This is a genomic window from Pseudomonas sp. Pme6b, from assembly GCF_058129925.1.
In genome coordinates this window covers 1,342,403-1,365,628 of the sequence record NZ_CM176704.1, presented here as the reverse complement: position 1 = coordinate 1,365,628, position 23,226 = coordinate 1,342,403, and the positions used below count along the sequence as shown (strand labels likewise).

Sequence of the window (23,226 nt, the reverse complement as noted above, 5' to 3'; positions counted from 1 at the left end):
TTATTGTGCTTGCAAGATGCATGTTTATACCGAGCAGTTTGCATGCCCCGCTTGTAACCCTCTAATTGCGCTCATAAAAAAAGGACTCCGAAGAGTCCCTTTTCACATGCCGCTCAGATCAATCAGACGCCCGACGCTTTCGCTGCCGCTACGTCTTTGATCGACAGCTTGATACGACCGCGGTTGTCCACGTCCAGTACCAGCACTTCGACTTCCTGACCTTCCTTGAGGATATCGGTCACTTTCTCTACGCGAGCATCGCTCAGCATCGAGATGTGAACCAGACCGTCCTTGCCCGGCAGGATGTTGACGAATGCACCGAAATCGACGATGCGCTCAACCTTACCGACGTAGATCTTGCCGATCTCGGCTTCTGCGGTAATGCTCAGAACGCGCTGACGTGCTGCCTCAGCCGCTTCCTTGGACTCGCCGAAGATCTTGATCGAGCCGTCGTCTTCGATGTCGATCGAAGCCTTGGTCTCTTCGCAGATAGCACGGATGGTTGCACCACCCTTGCCAATCACGTCACGGATCTTGTCGGTGTCGATCTTCATCGCGATCATGGTCGGAGCGTTGGCCGACAGTTCGTTACGCGACTGACCGATGATCTGGTTCATCTGACCGAGGATGTTCAGGCGAGCTTCCAGGGCCTGACCCAAGGCGATCTCCATGATTTCTTCGGTGATGCCTTTGATCTTGATGTCCATCTGCAGCGCGGTAACACCTTTGGAGGTACCGGCTACCTTGAAGTCCATGTCGCCCAGGTGATCTTCGTCACCCAGGATGTCGGTCAGAATGGCGAACTTCTCGCCTTCCTTGACCAGACCCATGGCGATACCGGCAACCGGTGCCTTCATCGGAACACCAGCGTCCATCAGTGCCAGGGAAGCGCCGCAGACCGAAGCCATGGAGCTGGAACCGTTGGACTCGGTGATTTCCGACACGACACGGATGGTGTACGGGAACACGTCGGCGCCTGGCAGCATGGCCTGAACGCTGCGACGGGCCAGACGGCCGTGACCGATTTCACGACGGCCCGCGCCGCCCATGCGACCACACTCGCCCACAGAGAACGGAGGGAAGTTGTAGTGCAGCATGAAGGGGTCTTTTTTCTCGCCTTCAAGGGTGTCGAGCAGCTGTGCGTCGCGCGCGGTACCCAGCGTTGCAACAACCAGCGCCTGAGTTTCGCCACGGGTGAACAGTGCCGAACCGTGAGTCTTCGGCAGAACGCCGACTTCGATATTCAGAGGGCGAACGGTACGAGTATCGCGACCATCGATACGCGGCTTGCCGTTGACGATGTTTTCGCGAACGGTGCGGTATTCGATTTCACCGAAAGCAGCTTTGACTTCGCTGGCAGACGGGCTGCCTTCTTCAACAGCCAGCTTGGCAACGACCTGATCTTTCAGCTCGCCCAGACGCGCATAGCGGTCGGCTTTGACAGTGATGGTGTAAGCCTGGGAGATCGCGTCGCCGAACTCGGCACGGATAGCGCCCAGCAGTGCGGTGGCTTCAGGCTTTGGCTGCCAGTCCCAGACAGGCTTGGCGGCTTCTGCAGCCAGTTCCTTGATGGCGTTGATCACCACCTGGAATTCGTCATGGGCGAACAGCACAGCGCCCAGCATCTGGTCTTCGGTCAGCTCTTTGGCTTCGGATTCAACCATCAGAACGGCTTCGGAAGTACCGGCTACGACCATGTCCAGGCTCGAAGCCTGCAGTTGCTCGTAAGTCGGGTTCAGCAGGTAGCCGGTGCTTTCGTGGAAAGCAACGCGCGCAGCACCGACCGGACCGTCGAACGGAATACCGGAGATGGCCAGTGCAGCCGAAGTACCGATCATCGCAGCGATGTCCGGATCGATTTTCTTGCTGGTGGAGACGACGGTGCAGACAACCTGCACTTCGTTCATGAAGCCTTCTGGAAACAACGGGCGGATCGGACGGTCGATCAGGCGCGAGGTCAGGGTTTCTTTCTCGGAAGGACGGCCTTCACGCTTGAAGAAACCACCAGGAATCTTGCCGGCAGCGTAGGTTTTTTCCTGATAGTGCACGGACAGAGGGAAGAAGCCTTTGCCAGCGTCAGCCTGTTTGGCGCCGACCACAGTCACGAGTACGCTGACGTCGTCGTCAACGGTGACCAATACTGCGCCAGAGGCTTGACGGGCGATACGGCCTGTCTCGAGGGTTACGGTCGATTGACCGAACTGAAACTTTTTGATTACCGGGTTCACGGTTTCCTACCTTTCTTTGTGGCTCTTGGGGAACTGGTTTCTTGCGAATTCTTGGGCAGCGTGGGGAATCGGCCCCTTCCACAGTCCAGATAAAACTTGAGGCTGGGAGCCTGCCAGAACCACCGGGAAAACCCGACGGATCGTGACAGACAACCAACCTCTAGCAACGTCGTTATTAGCGACGCAGACCCAGACGACCGATCAGGGCGCTGTAACGGCTAACGTCCTTACCTTTCAGGTAATCCAGCAGCTTGCGACGCTGGTTTACCATACGGATCAGACCACGACGCGAGTGATGGTCCTTACCGTTGGCCTTGAAGTGGCCTTGCAGTTTGTTGATGTTGGCGGTCAGCAGTGCAACTTGCACTTCTGGCGAACCAGTATCACCAACAGCTTGCTGGTAGTCGGTTACGATCTGAGCTTTTTCTTCAACGCTGAGTGCCATGTGGGCAATCCTTTTGTTCAAGGAAGCGCTTCCGGAGAAACGTTTCCAACAGGCCGAGGACAGATCCTCGTATTAAAAAAGGAGGTATGACCGTGCCTGTTGACAGCCATCCTCGTTCCACCCCGCTCGCAGGCTAGCCTGCGGACGGACTGGTTCCGGTCACTCTGACCGAATCAATCGACGCGGCGCAATACGCCCGTCTTCGGCGACTTCACCGATACCGATGAAGCGACCTTCGTGATCCTGCACGCGAACCATACCGAATTTCGGTGCGTCCGGCGCGCGCACTGGCTGCCCGTGCAACCAGTAAAACGAACTGTGCTCCGAAAACTTCAGCAGCGGCCAGTCCAGCAGACCGCTGTCCGATGGCATCAGGAAGCGGTCAACCGCCTCATTGCCGCCGTCGGCATGCACTTGCTCCAGCTCTTCCAGCGTAACCGTCTGAGCCAGCGTGAAAGGCCCCGCCTGGGTACGGCGCAGCTCTGCGACGTAAGCACCACAACCGAGCTTTTCACCAATATCCTCGACCAGCGTACGGATATAGGTGCCTTTACTGCAATCGACGGACAGACGTGCTGTGTCGCCTTCGCAAGCAAGTAATTCCAGGCGCGCAATAGTAACAGAACGGGGCTCGCGCTCCACTACTTCCCCTGCACGTGCCAGCTTGTAAAGTGGCTGGCCATCACGCTTGAGGGCCGAGTACATGGGAGGTATCTGGCTGATTTGCCCACGAAAATGCGGCAACACTGCTTCAATATCGTCGCGACCAACGGTCACCGGACGCGTGAGCAAAACCTCGCCCTCAGAGTCGGCGGTCGTGGTGGTCTTGCCCAACTGCGCCAGAGTCTCGTAGGACTTGTCCGAATCGAGCAGGTACTGGGAAAACTTGGTCGCTTCGCCAAAGCACAACGGCAAAACACCCGTTGCCAGAGGATCAAGACTGCCCGTATGCCCGGCTTTCTCGGCATTGAGCAGCCAGCGAACCTTTTGCAAAGCGGCGTTGGAAGTGAAACCCAGTGGCTTGTCGAGCAGGATGATCCCGCTGACATTGCGGCGTATACGCTTGACCTGAGCCACCCTTTATTCCTCGGTACTTTCAGGCTTTGCATCTGGCGATGCCGAGCCTTCCTGATGCTGACCGTCTTGCGCTACCGCACGCTCGATCAGTGCCGAGAGATGCGCACCACGCACGACGCTTTCGTCGTAGTGGAAATGCAGTTGAGGCACGCTGCGCAGCTTCATTTCGCGTGCCAGCTGCATGCGCAGGAAGCCTGCGGCAGAGTTGAGCACCTTGATGGTCTGTGCGATCTCTTCCGCGCTGTCCTGGCCCATGACGGTCATGAAAATCTTCGCATGACCCACGTCACGGCTGACGTCTACGGCGGTGATAGTGACCAGACCCACGCGTGGGTCCTTGATTTCGCGACGGATCAGTTGCGCCAGTTCGCGCTGCATCTGATCGCCAATACGTTGGGTACGGCTGTATTCTTTTGCCATGCTTGTTACCTGTTACTGATCCGGGACCAAACCCTGACAGTCTGAAAGCGGCAAACGCCCGGCCTGACAATTGCCAGACCGGGCGTTGCGTTTAGAGCCCATGGGGGAAGCAGGGCATTTGCATGCGAAGCTCCCACCATGACTCCTGAAGCTCGCGATTTAGAGGCTGCGAGCCACTTGGACCTTCTCGAAGACTTCGATCTTGTCACCGACCTTGACGTCGTTGTAGCTCTTGACGCCGATACCGCATTCCATGCCTGCACGTACTTCGGCAGCGTCGTCCTTGAAGCGGCGCAGGGATTCCAGCTCGCCTTCAAAGATAACGATGTCTTCGCGCAGAACACGAATCGGACGGTTACGGTAGACAGTGCCTTCCAGAACCATACAGCCTGCGATCGCGCCGAATTTCGGCGAACGGAACACATCGCGGACTTCGGCGATACCCAGGATATTCTCCCGAACGTCGCTGCCAAGCATACCGGTGAGGGCTTTCTTGACGTCTTCGATGATGTCGTAGATCACGTTGTAGTAACGCATATCCAGACCTTCCTGCTCGACAATCTTGCGCGCGCCAGCATCGGCACGCACGTTGAAGCCAAACAGTACAGCGTTGGAGGCCAGTGCCAGGTTGGCGTCGCTCTCGGTGATACCACCGACACCGCCACCGACTACGCGCACTTGCACTTCGTCGTTACCCAGGCCGCCCAGGGCGCCCTGCAATGCTTCCAGAGAACCGCGGACGTCGGATTTGAGGACGATGTTAAGCGTCTTCTTCTCTTCCTGACCCATGTTCTCGAAGATGTTCTCCAGCTTGCCGGCATGAGCGCGAGCCAGTTTGACCTCGCGGAACTTGCCTTGGCGGAACAGAGCGACTTCGCGGGCTTTCTTCTCGTCAGCCAGCACCGACATCTCGTCGCCAGCATCCGGAGTACCGTCAAGACCCAGGATTTCGACCGGGATCGAAGGACCTGCTTCTTTGACCGGCTTGCCGTTCTCGTCAAGCATGGCGCGGATGCGGCCGAAGTTCGAACCGACCAGAACCATGTCGCCCTGACGCAGCGTACCGTCCTGAACCAGAACAGTAGCGACCGGACCACGGCCCTTGTCCAGACGGGACTCGACAACAACGCCACGACCCGGGGCCGAAGGAGTTGCCTTGAGTTCCAGAACTTCGGCTTGCAGCAGAACAGCTTCCAACAGCTCGTCGACGCCAGTACCCATTTTCGCGGATACCGAAACGAAAGGCGTATCACCGCCCCACTCTTCGGACGTCACGCCATGGACCGACAGCTCGCTGCGGATACGATCGAGGTCAGCACCAGGCTTGTCGATCTTGTTCACCGCAACAACCAGCGGAACGCCAGCCGCAACAGCATGCTGAACAGCTTCGATGGTCTGCGGCATAACGCCGTCGTCAGCTGCAACCACCAGAATCACGATATCCGTTGCCTTGGCACCACGAGCACGCATGGCGGTAAACGCGGCGTGACCAGGGGTGTCGAGGAACGTGACCATGCCGCGTTCGGTTTCAACGTGGTAGGCACCGATGTGCTGGGTGATGCCGCCAGCTTCGCCAGCTGCAACCTTGGCACGACGGATGTAGTCGAGCAGCGAGGTCTTACCGTGGTCGACGTGGCCCATTACGGTCACAACCGGTGCACGGGAGAACGACTCACCTTCGAACTTCAGCGATTCGGCCAGGGAATCTTCCAGGGCGTTGTCGCTGACCAGCGTGACCTTGTGGCCCAGCTCTTCGGCGATCAACTGGGCAGTTTCCTGATCCAGTACCTGGTTGATGGTCACCGGAGTGCCCATCTTGAACATGAACTTGATGACTTCAGCAGCCTTGACCGACATCTGTGCCGACAATTCGCCGACAGTGATGGTCTCGCCGATGGCAACGTCACGGATCACAGGGCCGGTAGGGCTCTGGAAACCATGTGCATTGCGCTTCTTCAGCTTGGACTTGCCGCGACCACCACGACGGAAGCTGTCGCTTTCTTCGTCGGTAGTACGAGGAGCAACGCGAGGGGCCGGAGCCTTCTCCTTGACCGAAGCGCGATGCGGAGCGTTTTTACGCTCCCCGTCGCCGCCGCGGGCATTGCGGTCGTCAGCACGAGGCTTGTCAGGGCGACGCTGTTCGTCACGCTTGCGAGCGTCAGCAGACGGCGCTGCGCTGGCAGGTGCCGGAGCAGCCGCTGCTGGTGCTGGCGCTTCACGCACAGGCTCAGCTGCAGCAACAGGTTGCGCGGGTGCCGAAGCAGGCTGGCCGGCGGCAGGCTGATTGCGCGCATCTTCTTCAGCGCGACGCTTGGCTTCTTCTTCAGCCTTTTGACGAGCGGCATTTTCTACCGCACGGCGTTCGTCCATCTCGCGCTTGCGCTCGGCTTCGATCTCTTCCGGGCTACGCTGCACAAAGACTTTCTTTTTGCGCACTTCAACGCTGATGCTTTTGCTGCCAGCAACGCGCAGGGTGCTGGTGGTCTTGCGCTGCAAGGTAATCTTGCGAGGCTCTTCCACCTTGGTCTTGTGACCGCTTTTCAGGTGCGTCAACAAGGCTTGTTTTTCGTTATCGGTCACAACTTGCTCGGCGGCGGTGTGCGGCAGACCTGCCTCACGCATCTGCTGTAACAGGCGCTCTACCGGTGTGTCGACCACTTTGGCCAGTTCTTTCACCGTGACTTGCGTCATGCACTTCTCTCCTCAGGCCGCGCCCAATTACTCGAACCAGTGGGCTCGGGCGGCCATGATCAACTTGCCGGCACGATCATCGTCAATGCCGTCGATGTCGAGCAGGTCATCTATAGACTGCTCGGCCAGGTCTTCGCGGGTAATTACGCCGCGCACCGCCAGTTCCATCGCCAAATCCTTGTCCATACCCTCAAGCGAGAGCAGGTCTTCGGCCGGATGGGCGTCTGCCAGCTTTTCCTCTGTAGCGATGGCTTTAGTCAACAAACGATCCTTGGCACGAGCGCGAAGCTCGTTGACGATTTCTTCGTCAAAGCCGTCGATGTTGAGCATTTCTTCCAACGGTACGTAGGCAATCTCTTCCAGGCTGGTGAAGCCTTCATCAACCAGCACCTGTGCCAATTCTTCATCGACTTCGAGTTCTTCGATGAAATTGCGCAGGATGTCACCGGTTTCAGCTTGCTGCTTGGCCTGGATGTCCGATTCGGTCATTACGTTCAGGGTCCAGCCAGTCAGCTGACTTGCCAGACGCACGTTCTGACCGCCACGACCAATAGCCTGGGCCAGGTTGTCCGCTCCCACTGCGATGTCCATTGCATGCGCGTCTTCATCTACGATGATTGCCGCTACTTCTGCAGGAGACATTGCATTGATCACGAACTGCGCCGGGTTATCGTCCCAAAGAACGATATCCACACGCTCGCCACCCAGCTCGCCGGAAACAGCCTGAACTCGCGAACCGCGCATGCCGATACAGGCACCTTGCGGATCGATTCGTTTATCCTTGGAGCGAACAGCGATTTTCGCACGAGAACCCGGGTCACGGGAGGCAGCCATCACCTCGATGAGACCTTCGGCAATTTCCGGCACTTCAATGCGGAAAAGCTCGATCAGCATTTCTGGCGCAGTACGCGACAGGATCAGCTGAGGACCACGGTTTTCGGTACGAATTTCCTTCAGCAAAGCACGGACGCGAACACCGACACGGAAAGTTTCCCGGGAAATGATGTCTTCACGAGCCAGCAAGGCTTCGGCATTGTTACCCAGGTCAACGATGACATTGTCACGTGTAACCTTTTTAACAGTACCAGAAATGATTTCACCCAGACGCTCACGGTAGGCATCGACTACCTGAGCACGCTCGGCTTCACGAACTTTCTGCACAATGACTTGCTTGGCGGTCTGTGCGGCGATACGACCGAATTCGATGGAATCGATTTTCTCTTCGATCAGGTCGCCCGCAACGGCACCTGGCTTCTTGACTTGAGCCTGGTCTACGGCCAATTCGTACGCAGGATCGTCCAGATCTTCGTCTTCGACAACTGTCCAGCGACGGAAAGTCTCGTAGTTGCCTGTCTGGCGATTGATCTCTACACGCAGTTCTACTTCATCTTCAAAACGTTTCTTGGTAGCGGTGGCAAGAGCCAGCTCCAGCGCTTCAAAAATTACACTTGCCGGAACGCCCTTTTCATTGGACACCGACTCAACAACCAGCAGTACTTCTTTGCTCATCGTACGCCTCGCCTTTCGCAAGCCATTGGATCCGCGGGATCCGCAGTAACCGGCACGTCTCAGTCAAACGTGGGAATAATGTTGGCCTTGTCGATCATGTCGATCGGCAACAGGAATTCATGGTCTTCAACCTGCACCACGACATCCTGCTCCTCCACCCCGCGGAGAAGGCCTTGAAAGTTGCGTCGCCCTTCGAAAGGTGAACGCAGCTTTATTTTCACTTGTTCCCCGGCGTACGAAGCAAACTGCTCAATAGTGAACAGCGGGCGCTCCATGCCAGGAGACGATACTTCAAGGGTGTATTCAGTGCTGATCGGATCTTCTACGTCCAATACACCGCTGATCTGGCGACTTACGATTGCGCAGTCGTCGACCAGCACACCACCTTCCTTGTCAATATAAATGCGCAGCACCGAATGCTTGCCCTGGGAACTGAAATCGATCCCCCAGCATTGATAGCCAAGGGCCACGACCACCGGGGCCAACAAGTCCTGCAACTGTTCTAGCTTGCTCGACACCTGAACCCCCTCGTGCATGCTTTAGAAATAAAAAAATGGGCAAAAGCCCATCCCTGAAAACGCCGCTGAACATCGACGTCATGTACTGTCCAGCTAACAAAAAGCCCCTTAAAAGGGGCTCCGCTAAAACTGGTTGCGGGGGCTGGATTTGAACCAACGACCTTCGGGTTATGAGCCCGACGAGCTACCAAACTGCTCCACCCCGCGACAAAGCTGGGGCGGAAGTATACGACCGATCCATTGCTGGGTCAATCCAACATCCACCTACAAGAAAGCCCGCTAATGCGGGCTCCCTTGTTAATTGGTACCGAGAAGGGGACTCGAACCCCTACACCCATTGGGCACAACCACCTCAAGGTTGCGTGTCTACCAATTCCACCACCTCGGCATTACAACTCTTTGGCGACCTCACGAAACATCGCCGAATTCTTTTTTACTTCTTCTCTGGGGCTTGAGGTACGTCAGCTGGAACAACGGCTGGCTTTTGCCCTTCGAGAACCGGTACATCATCTGCTGCCGGCTTTTGCTTCACTTCCAGTGCTGCGGGATCTGGCAAACCTACTTGAGTCAGCTGTTGAGCTTTCTCTTTAGCAAAGTAACCTAACCCCAAGCTGGTTATGAAAAAACATGCTGCAAGTATAGCAGTAAACTTACTGAGAAAGGTAGAGGTTCCTTGACCTCCGAAGACAGTATTTGATGCACCTGCTCCGAACGACGCACCGGCGTCAGCACCTTTACCCTGTTGCAGCAATACCAGAGCAACAACGCCCAGAGCGCCCAACAGGTGAAAAACGATTACGACTGTTTCCAGCATTTTTTCAGTTTCCCGCGGCGCGACAGATCGCACCGAACTCATCTGCATTCAGGGAAGCTCCACCAATGAGCCCCCCATCGATATCCGGCATGCTGAAGAGCTCGACCGCATTGGCCGCCTTCACGCTGCCGCCATAGAGAAGTCGCACGCCTTGTGCGACTTCGGCATTCTCTTTTGCCAGCTGCGCACGGATTGCTGCGTGCACTTCCTGCGCCTCTTGAGGCGAAGCAGTCAATCCGGTGCCAATGGCCCAGACCGGCTCGTAGGCAATTACGGCATTGATCAGTGCGCTGACGCCAAACTCGGCGATGACACTGTCCAGCTGACGCCCGACAACTTCAAGCGTCTGCCCTGCCTTGCGCTCTTCAAGCGTTTCGCCTATGCAAAGCACAGGTGTCAGCCCGCTTGCCTGGATCGCCGCAAACTTCTTGTTAAGCACATCATCCTGCTCGCCAATCAGCTGACGACGTTCGGAGTGCCCGACAAGTACCAGTTTGCAACCTGCATCAGCCAGCTGACTCGACGCGATCTCACCGGTCAGCGCGCCCTGCTCAGCCTGAATGGCTGCATCCTGCGCACCGACAATGATCGATGTTGCCTGAAGCCCTTCGATCACCTGATTGGTAAACAGACTTGCAGGCATTACGGCGATATCGACGCTGCCTGGCAACACCTGCTTGCCCAGACCCTCGATCAGCTCAGCGACGCTGGCGCGGGTACCGTGCATTTTCCAGTTACCAGCTACCATTGGGCGACGCATGCTACACCTCGTGGGTCAAAGTGGGCGCAGATGTTACCCAACACTTCCGACACTGGCAAGCCGAAATCAGGCGCAAACTTCAGCAACCAGTTTTGCGAGCTCTTCGGCGTACGATCTGACCTGGGTTTCATCCTCACCTTCGACCATCACACGCACCAAAGGCTCTGTGCCCGACTTGCGCAGCAGTACCCTGCCCCGTCCGGCCATCTGCTCGGTAACACGCGCACAGGCTTGCTGGACCGACGGGTGCGAAACGGGATCTACACCTGAACCTGCAAAGCGCACATTGATCAGGATCTGCGGGCATTTGCGCAGCTTCAAGCGCGCTTCGGCGAGACTGATGCCGCTGCGACGCAGGGCCAGTATTACCTGCAACGAAGCAATGATCGCATCACCGGTGGTGGCGTGCTGGAAGCACACGATGTGGCCAGAGTTTTCACCGCCGATCTGCCAGTTGCGCTCAAGCAACTCGGCGATCACATAACGGTCACCGACGTTGGCGCGAACAAACGGGATGTTCTGTTCGGCCAGGGCCAGTTCAAGCCCGAGATTACTCATCAACGTGCCGACGACACCACCCTGCAAGCGTCCACGTTCATGCAGATCACGGGCAATGATGTAAAGCAGCTCGTCGCCATCGACGATGGTCCCGGTATGGTCAACCATCAACACGCGATCGCCGTCACCGTCGAAGCCGATGCCCATGTCGGCATGCTCTGCGACCACTGCCGCCTGCAAGGCTTCCATGTGAGTGGAGCCGCAATTCTTGTTGATATTGAGCCCGTCAGGCTGCGCAGAAAGTACGACAACCTGCGCTCCGAGCTCACGAAAGACGTTGGGCGCTACCTTGTAGGTCGCACCATGCGCGCAGTCGATAACCACCTTGAGGCCGGCGAAATCGGTGCTGGTCGGCACGCTGCTTTTGCAGAATTCGATGTAACGCCCTGCGGCATCGTTGATTCGCGAAACCTTGCCAAGATTCTCGGACTCCGCCACGGTCATCGGCGCATCGAGCAGCTCTTCGATCATCATTTCGATCTCGTCAGGCAGTTTGGTGCCCTGACCAGAGAAGAACTTGATGCCGTTGTCATAGTGCGGATTATGCGAAGCACTGATCACGATGCCTGCTTCGGCATGAAACGTACGCGTCAGGTAGGCAATGGCTGGTGTCGGCATAGGCCCCAGCAGTAGCACGTCAGCACCGGCCGCAGAGAGCCCGGCTTCAAGGGCGGATTCGAACATGTAGCCAGAGATGCGCGTGTCCTTGCCGACGAGAATCCGGCAGGCGCCCATCCTGCGAAAGGCCATGCCTGCAGCCCAACCCAGTTTCAGCATGAACTCGGGCGTAATCGGAAATTGCCCTACACGACCACGAATGCCGTCGGTTCCGAAATATTTTCTGGTAGTCATGGATGCCCCACTGTTGTTATTCAGCTGCCTGGACAGCTGCGATCATGCGCACCACGTCAGCCGTTTCGGCGACATCGTGCACACGTAGAATTCGGGCCCCCTTGGTCATAGCCAAAGCAGCCAGGGCCAGCCCGCCGGATAGACGCTGATCTACGGGTCGCCCCAGCACAGCACCGATCATACTCTTGCGCGAAACGCCCACCAGCAAAGGTTGACCGAGCGCATGCAGCGCTTCCATGTGCTTGAACAGGCTCAGATTGTGCTCCAGTGTCTTGGCAAAGCCAAAGCCCGGATCAAGAATGATCTTTTGCTGATCGATCCCCGCCGTAGCACACTGATTCATGCGCTCGAGCAGGAAAGCGCCCACTTCGCCCACAAGGTCGTCGTAATGCGGATCATCCTGCATGGTTCCGGGCTCACCCAGCATGTGCATGAGACACACCGGCAAACCAGTGCTTGCAGCCGCCTCAAGCGCGCCTGGCCGCTGAAGCGAGCGGACGTCATTGATAAGCCCGGCACCCAGGCCAGCCGTCGCCAGCATGACCTCAGGCGTGGAGGTGTCCACAGAGATGATCACATCCAGCTCGCGCGCGATGACCTCAACCACCGGCGCCACACGCTCGACCTCTTCTGACGCAGACACCGGACGCGCACCCGGGCGCGTCGACTCGCCGCCGACGTCGATCAGTGTGGCACCGGCCTGCACCATTGCTTCGGCATGACGCAAGGCAGCATCAAGCTGGCTGTAGCGGCCGCCATCGGAAAAGGAGTCCGGGGTTGCGTTGAGGATACCCATCACGTGTGTATGGGCCAAATCAAGAACCCGGTTGCCGCAAGGCAACCGGGTTGGGTACAGCGCAGATGTCATGTCAGACCTTAGTGCTCGGCAGCAGGGCCGCCAATCGGAGTTTCCGGACGAGGGTCAGGTGTGATCGGAGTACCGTTGGTACCCGAACCACCGCCCCAGTCACGCGGTTCACGAGGCACGCGACCGGTCATGATGTCGTCGATCTGATCGGCATCAATGGTTTCATACTTCATCAGCGCATCGGCCATCGCTTCAAGCTTGTCACGATTGTCCGTGAGCAACTGCTTGGCAGTGCCGTAGCAGTGATCGATGATGCTGCGCACTTCGGAGTCGATGAGCTTGGCAGTATCGCCGGAAACACTGGAGTTCTGGCTGCTGCCGCGCCCCAGGTAACCCGCATCTTCGTCTTCCGAATACATCAGCGGGCCGAGCTTTTCAGACAAGCCCCATTTGGTGACCATGTTCCGGGCAATCTGACTGGCACGCATGATGTCATTGGATGCACCGGTCGTAACGCCATCGAAGCCCAGGGTCATTTCTTCCGCGATACGACCACCGTAAAGCGAGCAGATCTGGCTGATCAGCGCGCGCTTGGACAGGCTGTAACGGTCTTCTTCAGGAAGAAACATGGTTACACCCAGGGCGCGACCGCGAGGAATGATCGAGACCTTGTAGACCGGATCATGCTCAGGCACCAGGCGCCCTACGATAGCGTGACCCGCCTCGTGGTAAGCCGTGTTGCGCTTTTCCTTTTCGGACATGACCATCGATTTGCGCTCGGCGCCCATCATGATCTTGTCCTTGGCCAGTTCGAACTCTTTCATCTCTACGACGCGCTTGCCGGAGCGAGCAGCGAACAGCGACGCTTCGTTGACCAGGTTAGCCAGATCGGCACCGGAGAAGCCCGGTGTACCGCGAGCGATAACGCCTGCATTGACGTCTTCGCCCATTGGAACCTTGCGCATGTGAACCTTGAGGATCTGCTCGCGGCCACGAATGTCCGGCAGACCTACAACCACCTGACGGTCGAAACGGCCCGGACGCAGCAGCGCCGGGTCGAGCACGTCAGGACGGTTGGTAGCGGCAATGACGATGATGCCGTCATTCATTTCAAAACCGTCCATCTCGACCAGCAACTGGTTGAGAGTTTGCTCTCGCTCGTCGTGACCACCACCCATGCCAGCGCCACGATGGCGACCGACCGCATCGATTTCGTCGATGAAGATGATGCAAGGAGCATGTTTTTTGGCCTGTTCGAACATATCACGGACGCGGCTTGCACCGACGCCCACGAACATCTCGACGAAATCAGAACCGGAAATGGTGAAGAACGGCACTTTCGCCTCGCCGGCAATGGCCTTGGCGATCAGCGTCTTACCGGTACCCGGAGGACCGACCATCAGAACGCCACGCGGGATACGGCCACCCAGACGCTGGAACTTGCCCGGATCACGAAGAAACTCGACAAGCTCGCCGACTTCTTCCTTGGCTTCGTCACAACCGGCAACATCGGCCAGGGTGGTCTTGACCTGATCTTCGGACAGCAGACGCGCCTTGCTCTTGCCGAAGCTCATCGGGCCGCCCTTGCCGCCCGCCCCGCCCTGCATCTGGCGCATGAAGAACATGAACACCGCAATGATCACCAGGATGGGGAAGCTGGCCACCAGTAACTGAGTCCAGATGCTCTGCTGCTCAGGCTGCTTGCCTTCAATCACGACGTTGTTGCTGACCAGATCACCGATCAGACCGTTGTCCGGGATGTTCGGGCGGATGGTCTTGAAGGTGTCGCCATCACTGCGCTTGCCCGTAATGACGTAGCCGTCGACAGAGACCTTCTCGACCTTGCCATCCTTGACCTGCTGGATGAACTCGGAATAGTTGAGGTTCTGCGGCTCGTTAGGGCTGGAGAAGTTGTTCATCACCGTCACCAGGACAGCCGCGATGATCAACCACAGGATCAAATTCTTTGCCATATCGTTCAATTAGCTACCCTCTGAAGCAAGCTCCACGCAGCAAGCGTGCCTCGCATGATATTCACCGGCCTAACTTACTACAGAACCTACAGATACGGCAGACACCGTCTGTAACCCTTTGTGAAACTTTGACAACACAATGTTCAGTCATGCTGCATCGGTAACGCCATTTGAAAAAAGCTATCGTGCCCCTTCAAAAACGCTCGATGCTGGCTGCCCCGTCGATTCCACGAAAGCCGCGAGCCAGCAGGTATTGCTCGCGTGACCTGTCGCGGGATGACGAAGGTTTGCGCATCTGCACCTTGTCAAACAGCTTGCGAATATCCTTGTGGTAGATATCGAAGCCTTCACCCTGGAAGACCTTGATCAGAAAATCGCCACCGGGACGTAGTACCCGACCGGCCAGATCGAGCGCCAATTCACAGAGAAACATCGCACGCGGCATATCTACAGCGCTCAATCCACTCATATTGGGGGCCATATCGGAAATCACAAGGTCTACCTGCGTATTACCGACTGCCTCAAGGATCTGCTCGAGAATCTTGTCCTCGGTAAAATCCCCCTGAATGAAGGTCACATCCGGGATGCTGTCCATTTCAAGAATGTCGGAAGCAATCAGACGACCTTGACCGCCGATCAGACGACTGGTCACCTGCGACCAGCCTCCCGGCGCAGCACCGAGGTCGATAACGGTCATGCCCGGACGGATGAGCTTGTCCTTTTCCTGAATCTCGAGCAGCTTGTAGCTGGCACGCGAACGGTAGCCGTCCTTCTGCGCCATTTTGACGTACTTGTCGTCGAAGTGTTCTTTGAGCCAGTTATGGCTTGTCTTGGAACGGGCCACGGGGCACCTCAAAAATAAACGAGTCGTGATTAACTGGGCGGTCCCGGACTCGCTCGGGTAAACTGGCCGCCGCTTTTAAAAGATCAGACGCAGAGGTCAGATTATGCCGCTCACTCCAGAGCAGAAGAAACAATACAAATCCATTGGCCACCATCTGAAACCGGTGTTGATCGTGGCTGACAATGGTTTGACTGAAGGTGTACTTGCAGAGCTTGAACGCGCATTGAGCGATCACGAGCTGATCAAGATCAAGCTCAACATCCTTGATCGCGAGAGCCGCCTGGGCGCCGTTGCAGAACTGTGCAAGGCCGGTTCGGCGGATCTTGTACAGGTCATCGGCAAAATGGCGCTGATCTACCGCAAGAACCCAAAGGTAAACAAGCAGCTCTCCAACGTCCACCGCGCGCACGGATAAAAACAGAAGTCAGGGCCGCCAAAAGGCGTGCCCTGACTCTTTTTTGCTGCTGACTGCGCCCGCCAAAGCGGGCGACAGGCATCAGATGTGACGCACTTCGATGATTTCGTATTCGATAACGCCGCTAGGCGTTTTCACGACGACGACATCGCCCTCTTCCTTGGCAATCAAGGCGCGAGCAATGGGCGAACCCACTGAAATCTTGCCCTTCTTGATATCCGCCTCGTCCTCACCAACGATCTGGTAGACAACGCTTTCGTCGGTTTCGACGTTGGCGATTTCGACTGTCGTGCCGAAAATCACCTTGCCAGTGTGCGGAATAGTCGTAACGTCGATCACCACAGCGTTCTGCATGCGGCCTTCAATATCACGAATACGCGCCTCGACCATACCTTGCTGCTCGCGGGCAGCGTGGTATTCAGCGTTTTCCTTGAGGTCGCCCAGTTCGCGCGCAGTACCGATGTCCTGGCTCAACTTGGGACGGATCACCTTGGTCAGGTGAGTCAGCTCTTCTTCCAGGGCGCGAGCGCCCTGAACGGTCATTGGGTATTTGATCATGCCTTCAATCCTGCATGGAGATCCTGCAAGCGACGTACGGTCTTCTCGGGACCGAATTTGAGCGCTTCACAGATCGCTTCGCCTGCTGCAATGGTAGTGGTGCAGTAGATCTTGTGCTGCAAGGCGTTGCGACGGATGGAGTAGGAATCTGCGATCGACTGACGACCTTCGGTGGTGTTGATGATCAGGGTGACTTCGTCATTCTTGATCATATCGACCACGTGTGGACGCCCTTCGGTCACCTTGTTCACACGACGTACTTTCAGGCCTGCCGCTTCGATCAGCTTGGCAGTACCTGCGGTAGCAACGATTTCGAAACCCAGATTGATCAGGTCACGGGCGACTGCTTCAACCAGAGGCTTGTCATCGTCACGCACACTGATGAAAGCAGTACCGCCAGTCGGCAGCACTTCGCTCGCGCCCATCTGAGCCTTGGCGAACGCTTCACCGAAGGTATCGCCCACGCCCATCACTTCGCCGGTCGATTTCATTTCCGGGCCGAGGATCGGGTCAACGCCAGGGAATTTGGCAAACGGGAACACTGCCTCCTTCACGCTGTAGAAGTTCGGGATAATTTCCTTGGTGAAGTTCAGCTCTTTCAGGGTTTTACCTGCCATCACGCGGGCAGCGACCATCGCCAGGGAAACACCGATGCACTTGGAAACGAACGGCACGGTACGCGATGCGCGCGGGTTGACTTCAATGACGTAGATGTCTTCGCCCTGAAGCGCCAGCTGCACGTTCATCAGGCCGACAACGCCCAGCTCCAGAGCCATTTTCTTGACCTGTTCGCGCATCTCGTCCTGGATGTGTGCAGGCAGCGAGTACGGCGGCAGCGAGCATGCGGAGTCACCGGAGTGAACGCCCGCCTGCTCGATGTGCTGCATGATCGCGCCGATCACCACGTCAGTCCCGTCGCAGACCGCATCGACGTCCATCTCGATGGCACAGTTCAGGAAATGGTCCAGCAGCACCGGGCTGTCGTTGGACACCTGAACTGCTTCGCGCAGGTAACGCTTGAGTTCGTCTTCCTGATAAACGATTTCCATCGCGCGGCCGCCCAGTACATAGGACGGGCGCACCACCAGCGGATAACCGATCTTCGCCGCAGCACGAATGGCTTCGTCTTCGCTACGCACAGTAGCGTTTGGCGGCTGACGCAGGTTGAGGCGCTCGACCATCTGCTGGAAGCGCTCACGGTCTTCGGCACGGTCAATGGCGTCAGGGCTGGTGCCGATAATCGGCACACCGGCTGCTTCAAGGGCACGTGCCAGTTTCAGCGGCGTCTGGCCACCGTACTGGACGATCACACCTTTCGGCTTCTCGACCCGCACGATTTCCAGCACGTCTTCCAGGGTGACAGGCTCGAAGTACAGGCGGTCAGAGGTGTCGTAATCGGTGGAAACGGTTTCCGGGTTGCAGTTGACCATGATGGTCTCGTACCCGTCTTCACGCAGCGCCAGGGCGGCGTGTACACAGCAGTAGTCGAACTCGATACCCTGGCCGATACGGTTAGGGCCACCGCCGAGGATCATGATCTTGTCGCGCGTCGAAGGGTTGGCTTCGCACTCTTCTTCGTACGTCGAGTACAGATACGCGGTGTCGGTTGCGAACTCGGCAGCGCAGGTGTCGACGCGCTTGTAGACCGGGAACACGTCCAGCTTGTGACGATGCGTACGCAGGTTCTTTTCGGTGACGCCGACCAGCTTGGCCAGGCGCGCATCGGAGAAGCCCTTGCGCTTGAGGCGGAACATCAAGTCACGATCGATTGCCGACAGGCCCAGCGTCTTGACCTTCTCTTCGTCCTTGACCAGATCTTCGATCTGCACCAGGAACCAAGAGTCAATCATGTTCATGGCGAAGATTTCTTCAACCGTCATGCCTGCGCGGAAGGCGTCGGCGACGTACCAGATACGCTCTGCACCCGGCACAGTCAGCTCGCGCTTGAGCGTGCTCATGCTTTCAGGGTGGCTCAGATCCAGCTTCGGATCGAGACCGCAAACGCCGACTTCCAGGCCGCGCAAGGCTTTCTGCAGGGACTCCTGGAAAGTGCGGCCGATGGCCATGACTTCACCGACCGACTTCATCTGAGTGGTCAGACGCGCATCCGCCTTGGCGAACTTCTCGAAGGCAAAGCGCGGTAGCTTGGTGACGACGTAGTCGATCGACGGTTCGAACGAAGCCGGGGTCTTGCCGCCGGTGATTTCGTTCGACAACTCGTCAAGGGTGTAGCCCACTGCCAGCTTGGCGGCAACGCGTGCAATCGGGAAGCCGGTCGCCTTGGAGGCCAGCGCCGAGGAACGCGATACGCGCGGGTTCATCTCGATCACGACCATACGGCCGGTGTCCGGGCAGATGCCGAACTGAACGTTGGAACCACCGGTTTCAACGCCGATCTCGCGCAGCACTGCCAGCGAGGCGTTACGCAGGATCTGGTATTCCTTGTCGGTCAGGGTCTGTGCCGGAGCAACGGTGATGGAGTCGCCGGTGTGCACGCCCATCGGGTCGAAGTTTTCAATCGAGCAGACGATGATGCAGTTGTCCTTTTTGTCGCGGACAACTTCCATTTCGTACTCTTTCCAGCCGATCAGCGATTCGTCGATCAGCAGCTCTTTGGTCGGCGACAGGTCCAGACCGCGAGCGCAGATTTCTTCGAACTCTTCACGGTTGTACGCGATACCGCCGCCCGTGCCGCCCATGGTGAACGATGGACGAATGATGCACGGGAAGCCGAGCTTTTCGAGAACCGCGTTGGCTTCTTCCATGCTGTGCGCGATACCGGAACGCGGGCACGCCAGGCCGATAGACTTCATGGCCTTGTCGAAACGCGAGCGGTCTTCAGCCTTGTCGATGGTATCGGCGTTGGCACCGATCATCTCCACGCCGAACTTCTCCAGAACGCCTTCGCGCTCCAGATCCAGTGCGCAGTTCAGAGCTGTCTGGCCGCCCATGGTCGGCAGCAGTGCGTCAGGACGCTCTTTTTCGATGATCTTGGCAACGGTCTGCCACTTGATCGGCTCGATGTAGGTCGCGTCGGCCATGGCCGGGTCGGTCATGATGGTGGCCGGGTTGGAGTTCACCAGGATGACGCGGTAACCCTCTTCGCGCAGTGCCTTGCAGGCCTGGGCGCCGGAGTAGTCGAATTCACAGGCCTGGCCGATCACGATAGGGCCGGCGCCGAGAATCAGGATGCTTTTAATATCTGTACGTTTTGGCATGGGTTGTCACTCAAATCCGCAGGTCAGTCGGCAAGCCGTCTTGAACATTTCTTTGAGGTGGCCTGGGCGGCAGCAACCGGACACTTGATCCGGGGCCGCCCAGGGCACCTGCGTATTACAGTCTCAAGGCAACCGGTCAGCGTCGCTTGGCCATGGCTTCGATAAAGCGATCAAACAGAGGCGCGACGTCATTCGGGCCCGGGCTCGCCTCAGGGTGACCCTGGAAGCTGAATGCGCTCTTGTCGGTCAGCTCGATACCCTGAAGGGTGCCGTCGAACAACGACTTGTGAATGGCGCGAACATTGCCCGGCAGCGTGGCCTCATCAACAGCAAAACCGTGGTTCTGGCTGGTGATCATGACCACACCGGTGTCCAGATCCTGAACAGGGTGGTTTGCACCGTGGTGGCCATGGCCCATTTTCACGGTCTTGGCACCGGCAGCCAAGGCCAGAAGCTGGTGACCCAGGCAGATACCGAATACCGGCACTTCGGTTTGCAGCACTTCCCTGATCGCCTTGATGGCGTAGTCGCACGGCTCGGGGTCGCCAGGGCCGTTGGACAGGAAAACACCGTCGGGTTTGTAGGCAAGCACATCGCTGGCAGGCGTTTGCGCAGGCACCACAGTCACCCGGCAACCGCGCTCGACCAGCATGCGCAGAATGTTGACCTTGACGCCGTAGTCGTAAGCGACCACATGATAGGGCAGCTCGGAAGCGGCGATTTCAGGGTGGCTGTCGGTCTTCAGGTTCCAGACGCTGGAACGCCACTCGTAGGTGTCCTTGTTACTGACTTCCTTTGCCAGGTCCATGCCCTTGAGGCCGGGGAACCCGCGAGCAGCAGCGATGGCTGCTTCTTCGGAAATGTTGTCGCCAGCCATGATGCAGCCGTTCTGGGCGCCTTTCTCACGCAGGATGCGGGTCAGGCGACGCGTATCGATGCCGGCGATGGCAACGACATTATTGGCTTTCAGGTAATCACCGAGGGACAGCTTGTTACGCCAGTTGCTGGCGACCAGCGGCAGGTCACGGATGACCAGGCCAGCGGACCAGACACGATCGGACTCTGCGTCTTCAGGCGTGGTACCGGTATTGCCGATGTGCGGGTAAGTCAGGGTAACGATTTGCTGGGCGTAGGAAGGATCGGTAAGAATTTCCTGATAGCCTGTCATTGCGGTGTTGAACACCACCTCACCAACGGTCTGACCGTCGGCTCCAATGGCTTCGCCGCGAAAAATGCTGCCATCAGCAAGGGCGAGTATGGCTGGCTTAGTCAAGAAGACCTCCCGTAAATAAAACCTGAAAGGGCGATCGCAGGCTGCAAAAAAGCGGAATGACGTAGTTACGTCACCCCGCTTTCTTATGGAATCATCTGCGCGCTTTGCTTTTTTTAGTGGACACACTAAAGCTGTAGCTTACAGAAAAGGCCCTTTTTGGTCTACCACCAATGAGCCTGAAATGCGGGAAAATGCGACAGGGCCACGAATGGCACTGTATGAAATCAATGCAGACCCAGTACATCCTGCATGTCGTAAAGCCCTGGCGCCTTGCCGTCGAGCCACATTGCAGCCCGCACGGCACCCTTGGCAAAGGTCATGCGACTGGATGCCTTGTGGGTGATCTCGACCCGCTCGCCGTCTGCTGCGAACAGCACGGTATGGTCGCCGACAACGTCACCGGCACGAATGGTCGCAAACCCGATGGTCTGACGATCACGCGCGCCGGTCTGGCCTTCACGGCCGTAGACAGCGACTTTTTCCAGGTCGCGACCCAGCGCACTGGCAACCACTTCACCCATGCGCAAGGCGGTGCCGGACGGCGCATCGACCTTGTGCCGGTGGTGCGCCTCGGTGATTTCGATATCGACCTCATCACCCAGAACACGCGCGGCGGTGTCCAGCAACTTCAAGCAAAGGTTTACACCAACGCTGAAGTTGGCAGCGAACACAATCGGGATGTCTTTACCCGCTTCGACCAGACGCTGCTTCTCTTCGGCACTGAAGCCAGTCGTGCCGATAATCATGGCCTTGCCGGCCTTACGGCAGAACGCTAGATTTTTCAGCGTTACCGAAGGGTGGGTGAAGTCGATCAACACGTCGAACTCATCCGCCACTTTTGCCAGGTCGCCCGACAACGGCACACCGATACGCCCCAGCGCAGCCAGCTCGCCTGCATCCGCACCCACCAGCGTGCTGTCAGGACGATCGATAGCGGCGGTCAACCCGGCACCCGGTGCCTGCTGAACCGCCTCGATCAAAGTCTTGCCCATGCGCCCGGCGGCGCCCACTACAGCAATACGTCGCATGCCCTGCTCCCGTTGATAAGCCTTACAGATCGCCGAAGAAACGCTTCACACCCTCGAACCAGCCACTGGCCTTGGGAGAGTGGGACTCGTCGTTTTCAAGCGAAGTGCGGAACTCTTCAAGCAGCTCGCGCTGACGCTTGCTCAGGTTGACCGGAGTTTCGACCGCTACACGGCACATCAAGTCACCAGCACCGCCGCCACGTACCGGAGCGACACCCTTGCCACGCAAGCGGAACTGCTTGCCGGTCTGGGTACCTTCGGGGATTTTCAGTTTGACGCGACCATCAAGGGTCGGTACTTCAAGCTCGCCACCCAGCGCGGCATCGGTAAAGCTGATCGGCACTTCGCAGAACAGGTGCTTGCCGTCACGCTGGAAGATCGCGTGTTCGCGCACATTGATCACGACATACAGGTCGCCGGTCGGCCCACCCTGAGTACCCGCTTCGCCTTCGCCAGACAGACGAATGCGGTCACCGGTATCGACACCTGGCGGCACCTTGACCGAAAGCGTCTTGGACTCTTCGACACGACCTTCACCGTGGCACGAATCGCACGGGTCGGAAATAATCTTGCCGTGGCCATGGCAGCGTGGGCAGGTTTGCTGCACAGAGAAGAAACCCTGCTGCATGCGAACCTGACCGATACCACCGCAGGTAGGGCAGGTAACGGGCGACGAGCCTTTCTTGGCACCGCTGCCATCGCACGGCTTGCAGTTGACCAGTGTCGGAACGCGGATATTCACGTTAGTACCGCGAACCGCTTCTTCCAGATTCAGCTCCAGCGTATAGCGCAGATCGCTGCCGCTCTGGGCACCGCCACGCCCACCGCCGCCACCGCCGCGGCCACCGCCAAAGAAATCACTGAACACATCACCGAAGATGTCGGAGAAATTGGCACCACCGGCACCACCACCAAAACCGCCGCCGCCACCCATGCTCGGGTCGACACCAGCATGGCCATACTGATCGTACGCAGCGCGCTTGCTGGCATCGGACAGCACTTCGTAGGCCTCGTTGGCCTCTTTGAACAGCTCTTCCGAGGCTTTGTCATCAGGGTTACGGTCGGGGTGATGCTTCATCGCCAGACGGCGATAAGCCTTTTTCAGGTCCGCCTCGCTGGAGCCTCGCTCCACTCCCAACACTTCGTAATAATCACGCTTTGCCATAGTTCTTCCGCACTCTTGAGGACGTTCGGCAAGACCCTCCTGAACCCTGCCAAACTCGTTGAGCCCCATACA

Annotated in this window: 19 protein-coding genes and 2 tRNA genes; 1 reads left to right on the top strand and 20 read right to left on the bottom strand. The window is 57.7% G+C overall.

What is annotated here, in order from left to right; translation table 11 throughout:
* Nucleotides 1-122: 122 nt before the first annotated feature.
* From pnp to rlmE, 15 genes are all read right to left on the bottom strand, one after another.
* On the bottom strand, nucleotides 123-2,228 hold the full coding sequence (pnp, locus tag AC4ANE_RS06170) for a polyribonucleotide nucleotidyltransferase (protein WP_002555120.1): 2,106 nt from the start codon (nucleotides 2,226-2,228) through the stop codon (nucleotides 123-125).
* A 175-nt stretch (nucleotides 2,229-2,403) separates the two neighbouring features.
* Nucleotides 2,404-2,673: a 30S ribosomal protein S15 gene (gene rpsO, locus AC4ANE_RS06165; protein ID WP_002555121.1), complete on the bottom strand. Its 270-nt coding sequence runs from the start codon at nucleotides 2,671-2,673 to the stop codon at nucleotides 2,404-2,406.
* Between the two features lie 159 nt (nucleotides 2,674-2,832).
* Nucleotides 2,833-3,750, bottom strand: a complete 918-nt coding sequence (truB, locus tag AC4ANE_RS06160; RefSeq protein WP_004416157.1) for a tRNA pseudouridine(55) synthase TruB — start codon at nucleotides 3,748-3,750, stop codon at nucleotides 2,833-2,835.
* Between the two features lie 3 nt (nucleotides 3,751-3,753).
* Nucleotides 3,754-4,170 carry a 30S ribosome-binding factor RbfA gene (gene rbfA / locus AC4ANE_RS06155; protein WP_002555123.1) on the bottom strand — a complete coding sequence of 139 codons (417 nt, stop codon included), beginning with the start codon at nucleotides 4,168-4,170 and terminating at the stop codon, nucleotides 3,754-3,756.
* A gap of 159 nt (nucleotides 4,171-4,329) precedes the next feature.
* On the bottom strand, nucleotides 4,330-6,861 hold the full coding sequence (gene infB, locus AC4ANE_RS06150) for a translation initiation factor IF-2 (RefSeq protein WP_002555124.1): 2,532 nt from the start codon (nucleotides 6,859-6,861) through the stop codon (nucleotides 4,330-4,332).
* 27 nt (nucleotides 6,862-6,888) lie between these two features.
* On the bottom strand, nucleotides 6,889-8,370 hold the full coding sequence (gene nusA, locus AC4ANE_RS06145; RefSeq protein WP_002555125.1) for a transcription termination factor NusA: 1,482 nt from the start codon (nucleotides 8,368-8,370) through the stop codon (nucleotides 6,889-6,891).
* Between the two features lie 59 nt (nucleotides 8,371-8,429).
* Entirely contained in the window at nucleotides 8,430-8,888 is a 459-nt protein-coding gene (gene rimP, locus AC4ANE_RS06140) for a ribosome maturation factor RimP (protein ID WP_002555126.1), read from the bottom strand.
* A 130-nt stretch (nucleotides 8,889-9,018) separates the two neighbouring features.
* Nucleotides 9,019-9,095, bottom strand: a tRNA-Met gene (locus AC4ANE_RS06135).
* 95 nt (nucleotides 9,096-9,190) lie between these two features.
* Nucleotides 9,191-9,276, bottom strand: a tRNA-Leu gene (locus tag AC4ANE_RS06130).
* Nucleotides 9,277-9,321: 45 nt separating this feature from the next.
* Nucleotides 9,322-9,702 carry a preprotein translocase subunit SecG gene (gene secG, locus AC4ANE_RS06125; RefSeq protein ID WP_005733037.1) on the bottom strand — a complete coding sequence of 127 codons (381 nt, stop codon included), beginning with the start codon at nucleotides 9,700-9,702 and terminating at the stop codon, nucleotides 9,322-9,324.
* Nucleotides 9,703-9,706: 4 nt separating this feature from the next.
* Nucleotides 9,707-10,462 carry a triose-phosphate isomerase gene (gene tpiA / locus AC4ANE_RS06120; protein ID WP_002555128.1) on the bottom strand — a complete coding sequence of 252 codons (756 nt, stop codon included), beginning with the start codon at nucleotides 10,460-10,462 and terminating at the stop codon, nucleotides 9,707-9,709.
* A 66-nt stretch (nucleotides 10,463-10,528) separates the two neighbouring features.
* On the bottom strand, nucleotides 10,529-11,872 hold the full coding sequence (gene glmM, locus AC4ANE_RS06115; RefSeq protein ID WP_002555129.1) for a phosphoglucosamine mutase: 1,344 nt from the start codon (nucleotides 11,870-11,872) through the stop codon (nucleotides 10,529-10,531).
* Nucleotides 11,873-11,888: 16 nt separating this feature from the next.
* Nucleotides 11,889-12,740, bottom strand: coding sequence for a dihydropteroate synthase (folP, locus tag AC4ANE_RS06110; protein ID WP_002555130.1), 852 nt, complete (start codon nucleotides 12,738-12,740; stop codon nucleotides 11,889-11,891).
* An 8-nt stretch (nucleotides 12,741-12,748) separates the two neighbouring features.
* On the bottom strand, nucleotides 12,749-14,653 hold the full coding sequence (gene ftsH / locus AC4ANE_RS06105; protein ID WP_004667397.1) for an ATP-dependent zinc metalloprotease FtsH: 1,905 nt from the start codon (nucleotides 14,651-14,653) through the stop codon (nucleotides 12,749-12,751).
* Nucleotides 14,654-14,846: 193 nt separating this feature from the next.
* Entirely contained in the window at nucleotides 14,847-15,497 is a 651-nt protein-coding gene (gene rlmE / locus AC4ANE_RS06100) for a 23S rRNA (uridine(2552)-2'-O)-methyltransferase RlmE (protein WP_002555132.1), read from the bottom strand.
* 103 nt (nucleotides 15,498-15,600) lie between these two features.
* Here rlmE and AC4ANE_RS06095 point away from each other — a divergent pair, with 103 nt between their 5' ends.
* Nucleotides 15,601-15,912, top strand: a complete 312-nt coding sequence (locus tag AC4ANE_RS06095) for a YhbY family RNA-binding protein (protein WP_002555133.1) — start codon at nucleotides 15,601-15,603, stop codon at nucleotides 15,910-15,912.
* 81 nt (nucleotides 15,913-15,993) lie between these two features.
* Here the strand turns inward: AC4ANE_RS06095 and greA are convergent, their stop codons facing one another.
* The 5 genes from greA to dnaJ all read right to left on the bottom strand — a co-directional run bounded on the left by greA (nucleotide 15,994) and on the right by dnaJ (nucleotide 23,154).
* Complete coding sequence (gene greA, locus AC4ANE_RS06090) at nucleotides 15,994-16,470, bottom strand: transcription elongation factor GreA (RefSeq protein WP_002555134.1); 477 nt, start codon at nucleotides 16,468-16,470, stop codon at nucleotides 15,994-15,996.
* Nucleotides 16,467-19,688 carry a carbamoyl-phosphate synthase large subunit gene (gene carB, locus AC4ANE_RS06085; RefSeq protein WP_002555135.1) on the bottom strand — a complete coding sequence of 1,074 codons (3,222 nt, stop codon included), beginning with the start codon at nucleotides 19,686-19,688 and terminating at the stop codon, nucleotides 16,467-16,469. Before carB ends, greA begins: the two co-directional genes overlap by 4 nt.
* 136 nt (nucleotides 19,689-19,824) lie before the next feature.
* Nucleotides 19,825-20,961, bottom strand: coding sequence for a glutamine-hydrolyzing carbamoyl-phosphate synthase small subunit (carA, locus tag AC4ANE_RS06080; RefSeq protein WP_002555136.1), 1,137 nt, complete (start codon nucleotides 20,959-20,961; stop codon nucleotides 19,825-19,827).
* Nucleotides 20,962-21,185: 224 nt separating this feature from the next.
* On the bottom strand, nucleotides 21,186-21,989 hold the full coding sequence (gene dapB / locus AC4ANE_RS06075) for a 4-hydroxy-tetrahydrodipicolinate reductase (RefSeq protein ID WP_002555137.1): 804 nt from the start codon (nucleotides 21,987-21,989) through the stop codon (nucleotides 21,186-21,188).
* A gap of 22 nt (nucleotides 21,990-22,011) precedes the next feature.
* A complete protein-coding gene (gene dnaJ, locus AC4ANE_RS06070) occupies nucleotides 22,012-23,154 on the bottom strand; it encodes a molecular chaperone DnaJ (RefSeq protein WP_031597744.1) in 1,143 nt (380 codons plus the stop codon).
* Nucleotides 23,155-23,226: the final 72 nt, after the last annotated feature.

Coding starts and splice junctions, on each gene's coding strand:
- greA (WP_002555134.1), bottom strand. CDS start 16,470: ATGATCAAATACCCAATGACCGTTCAGGGCGCTCGCGCCCTGGAAGAA.
- infB (WP_002555124.1), bottom strand. CDS start 6,861: ATGACGCAAGTCACGGTGAAAGAACTGGCCAAAGTGGTCGACACACCG.
- carB (WP_002555135.1), bottom strand. CDS start 19,688: ATGCCAAAACGTACAGATATTAAAAGCATCCTGATTCTCGGCGCCGGC.
- nusA (WP_002555125.1), bottom strand. CDS start 8,370: ATGAGCAAAGAAGTACTGCTGGTTGTTGAGTCGGTGTCCAATGAAAAG.
- rbfA (WP_002555123.1), bottom strand. CDS start 4,170: ATGGCAAAAGAATACAGCCGTACCCAACGTATTGGCGATCAGATGCAG.
- dapB (WP_002555137.1), bottom strand. CDS start 21,989: ATGCGACGTATTGCTGTAGTGGGCGCCGCCGGGCGCATGGGCAAGACT.
- folP (WP_002555130.1), bottom strand. CDS start 12,740: ATGACATCTGCGCTGTACCCAACCCGGTTGCCTTGCGGCAACCGGGTT.
- tpiA (WP_002555128.1), bottom strand. CDS start 10,462: ATGCGTCGCCCAATGGTAGCTGGTAACTGGAAAATGCACGGTACCCGC.
- rpsO (WP_002555121.1), bottom strand. CDS start 2,673: ATGGCACTCAGCGTTGAAGAAAAAGCTCAGATCGTAACCGACTACCAG.
- dnaJ (WP_031597744.1), bottom strand. CDS start 23,154: ATGGCAAAGCGTGATTATTACGAAGTGTTGGGAGTGGAGCGAGGCTCC.
- ftsH (WP_004667397.1), bottom strand. CDS start 14,653: ATGGCAAAGAATTTGATCCTGTGGTTGATCATCGCGGCTGTCCTGGTG.
- glmM (WP_002555129.1), bottom strand. CDS start 11,872: ATGACTACCAGAAAATATTTCGGAACCGACGGCATTCGTGGTCGTGTA.
- secG (WP_005733037.1), bottom strand. CDS start 9,702: ATGCTGGAAACAGTCGTAATCGTTTTTCACCTGTTGGGCGCTCTGGGC.
- AC4ANE_RS06095 (WP_002555133.1), top strand. CDS start 15,601: ATGCCGCTCACTCCAGAGCAGAAGAAACAATACAAATCCATTGGCCAC.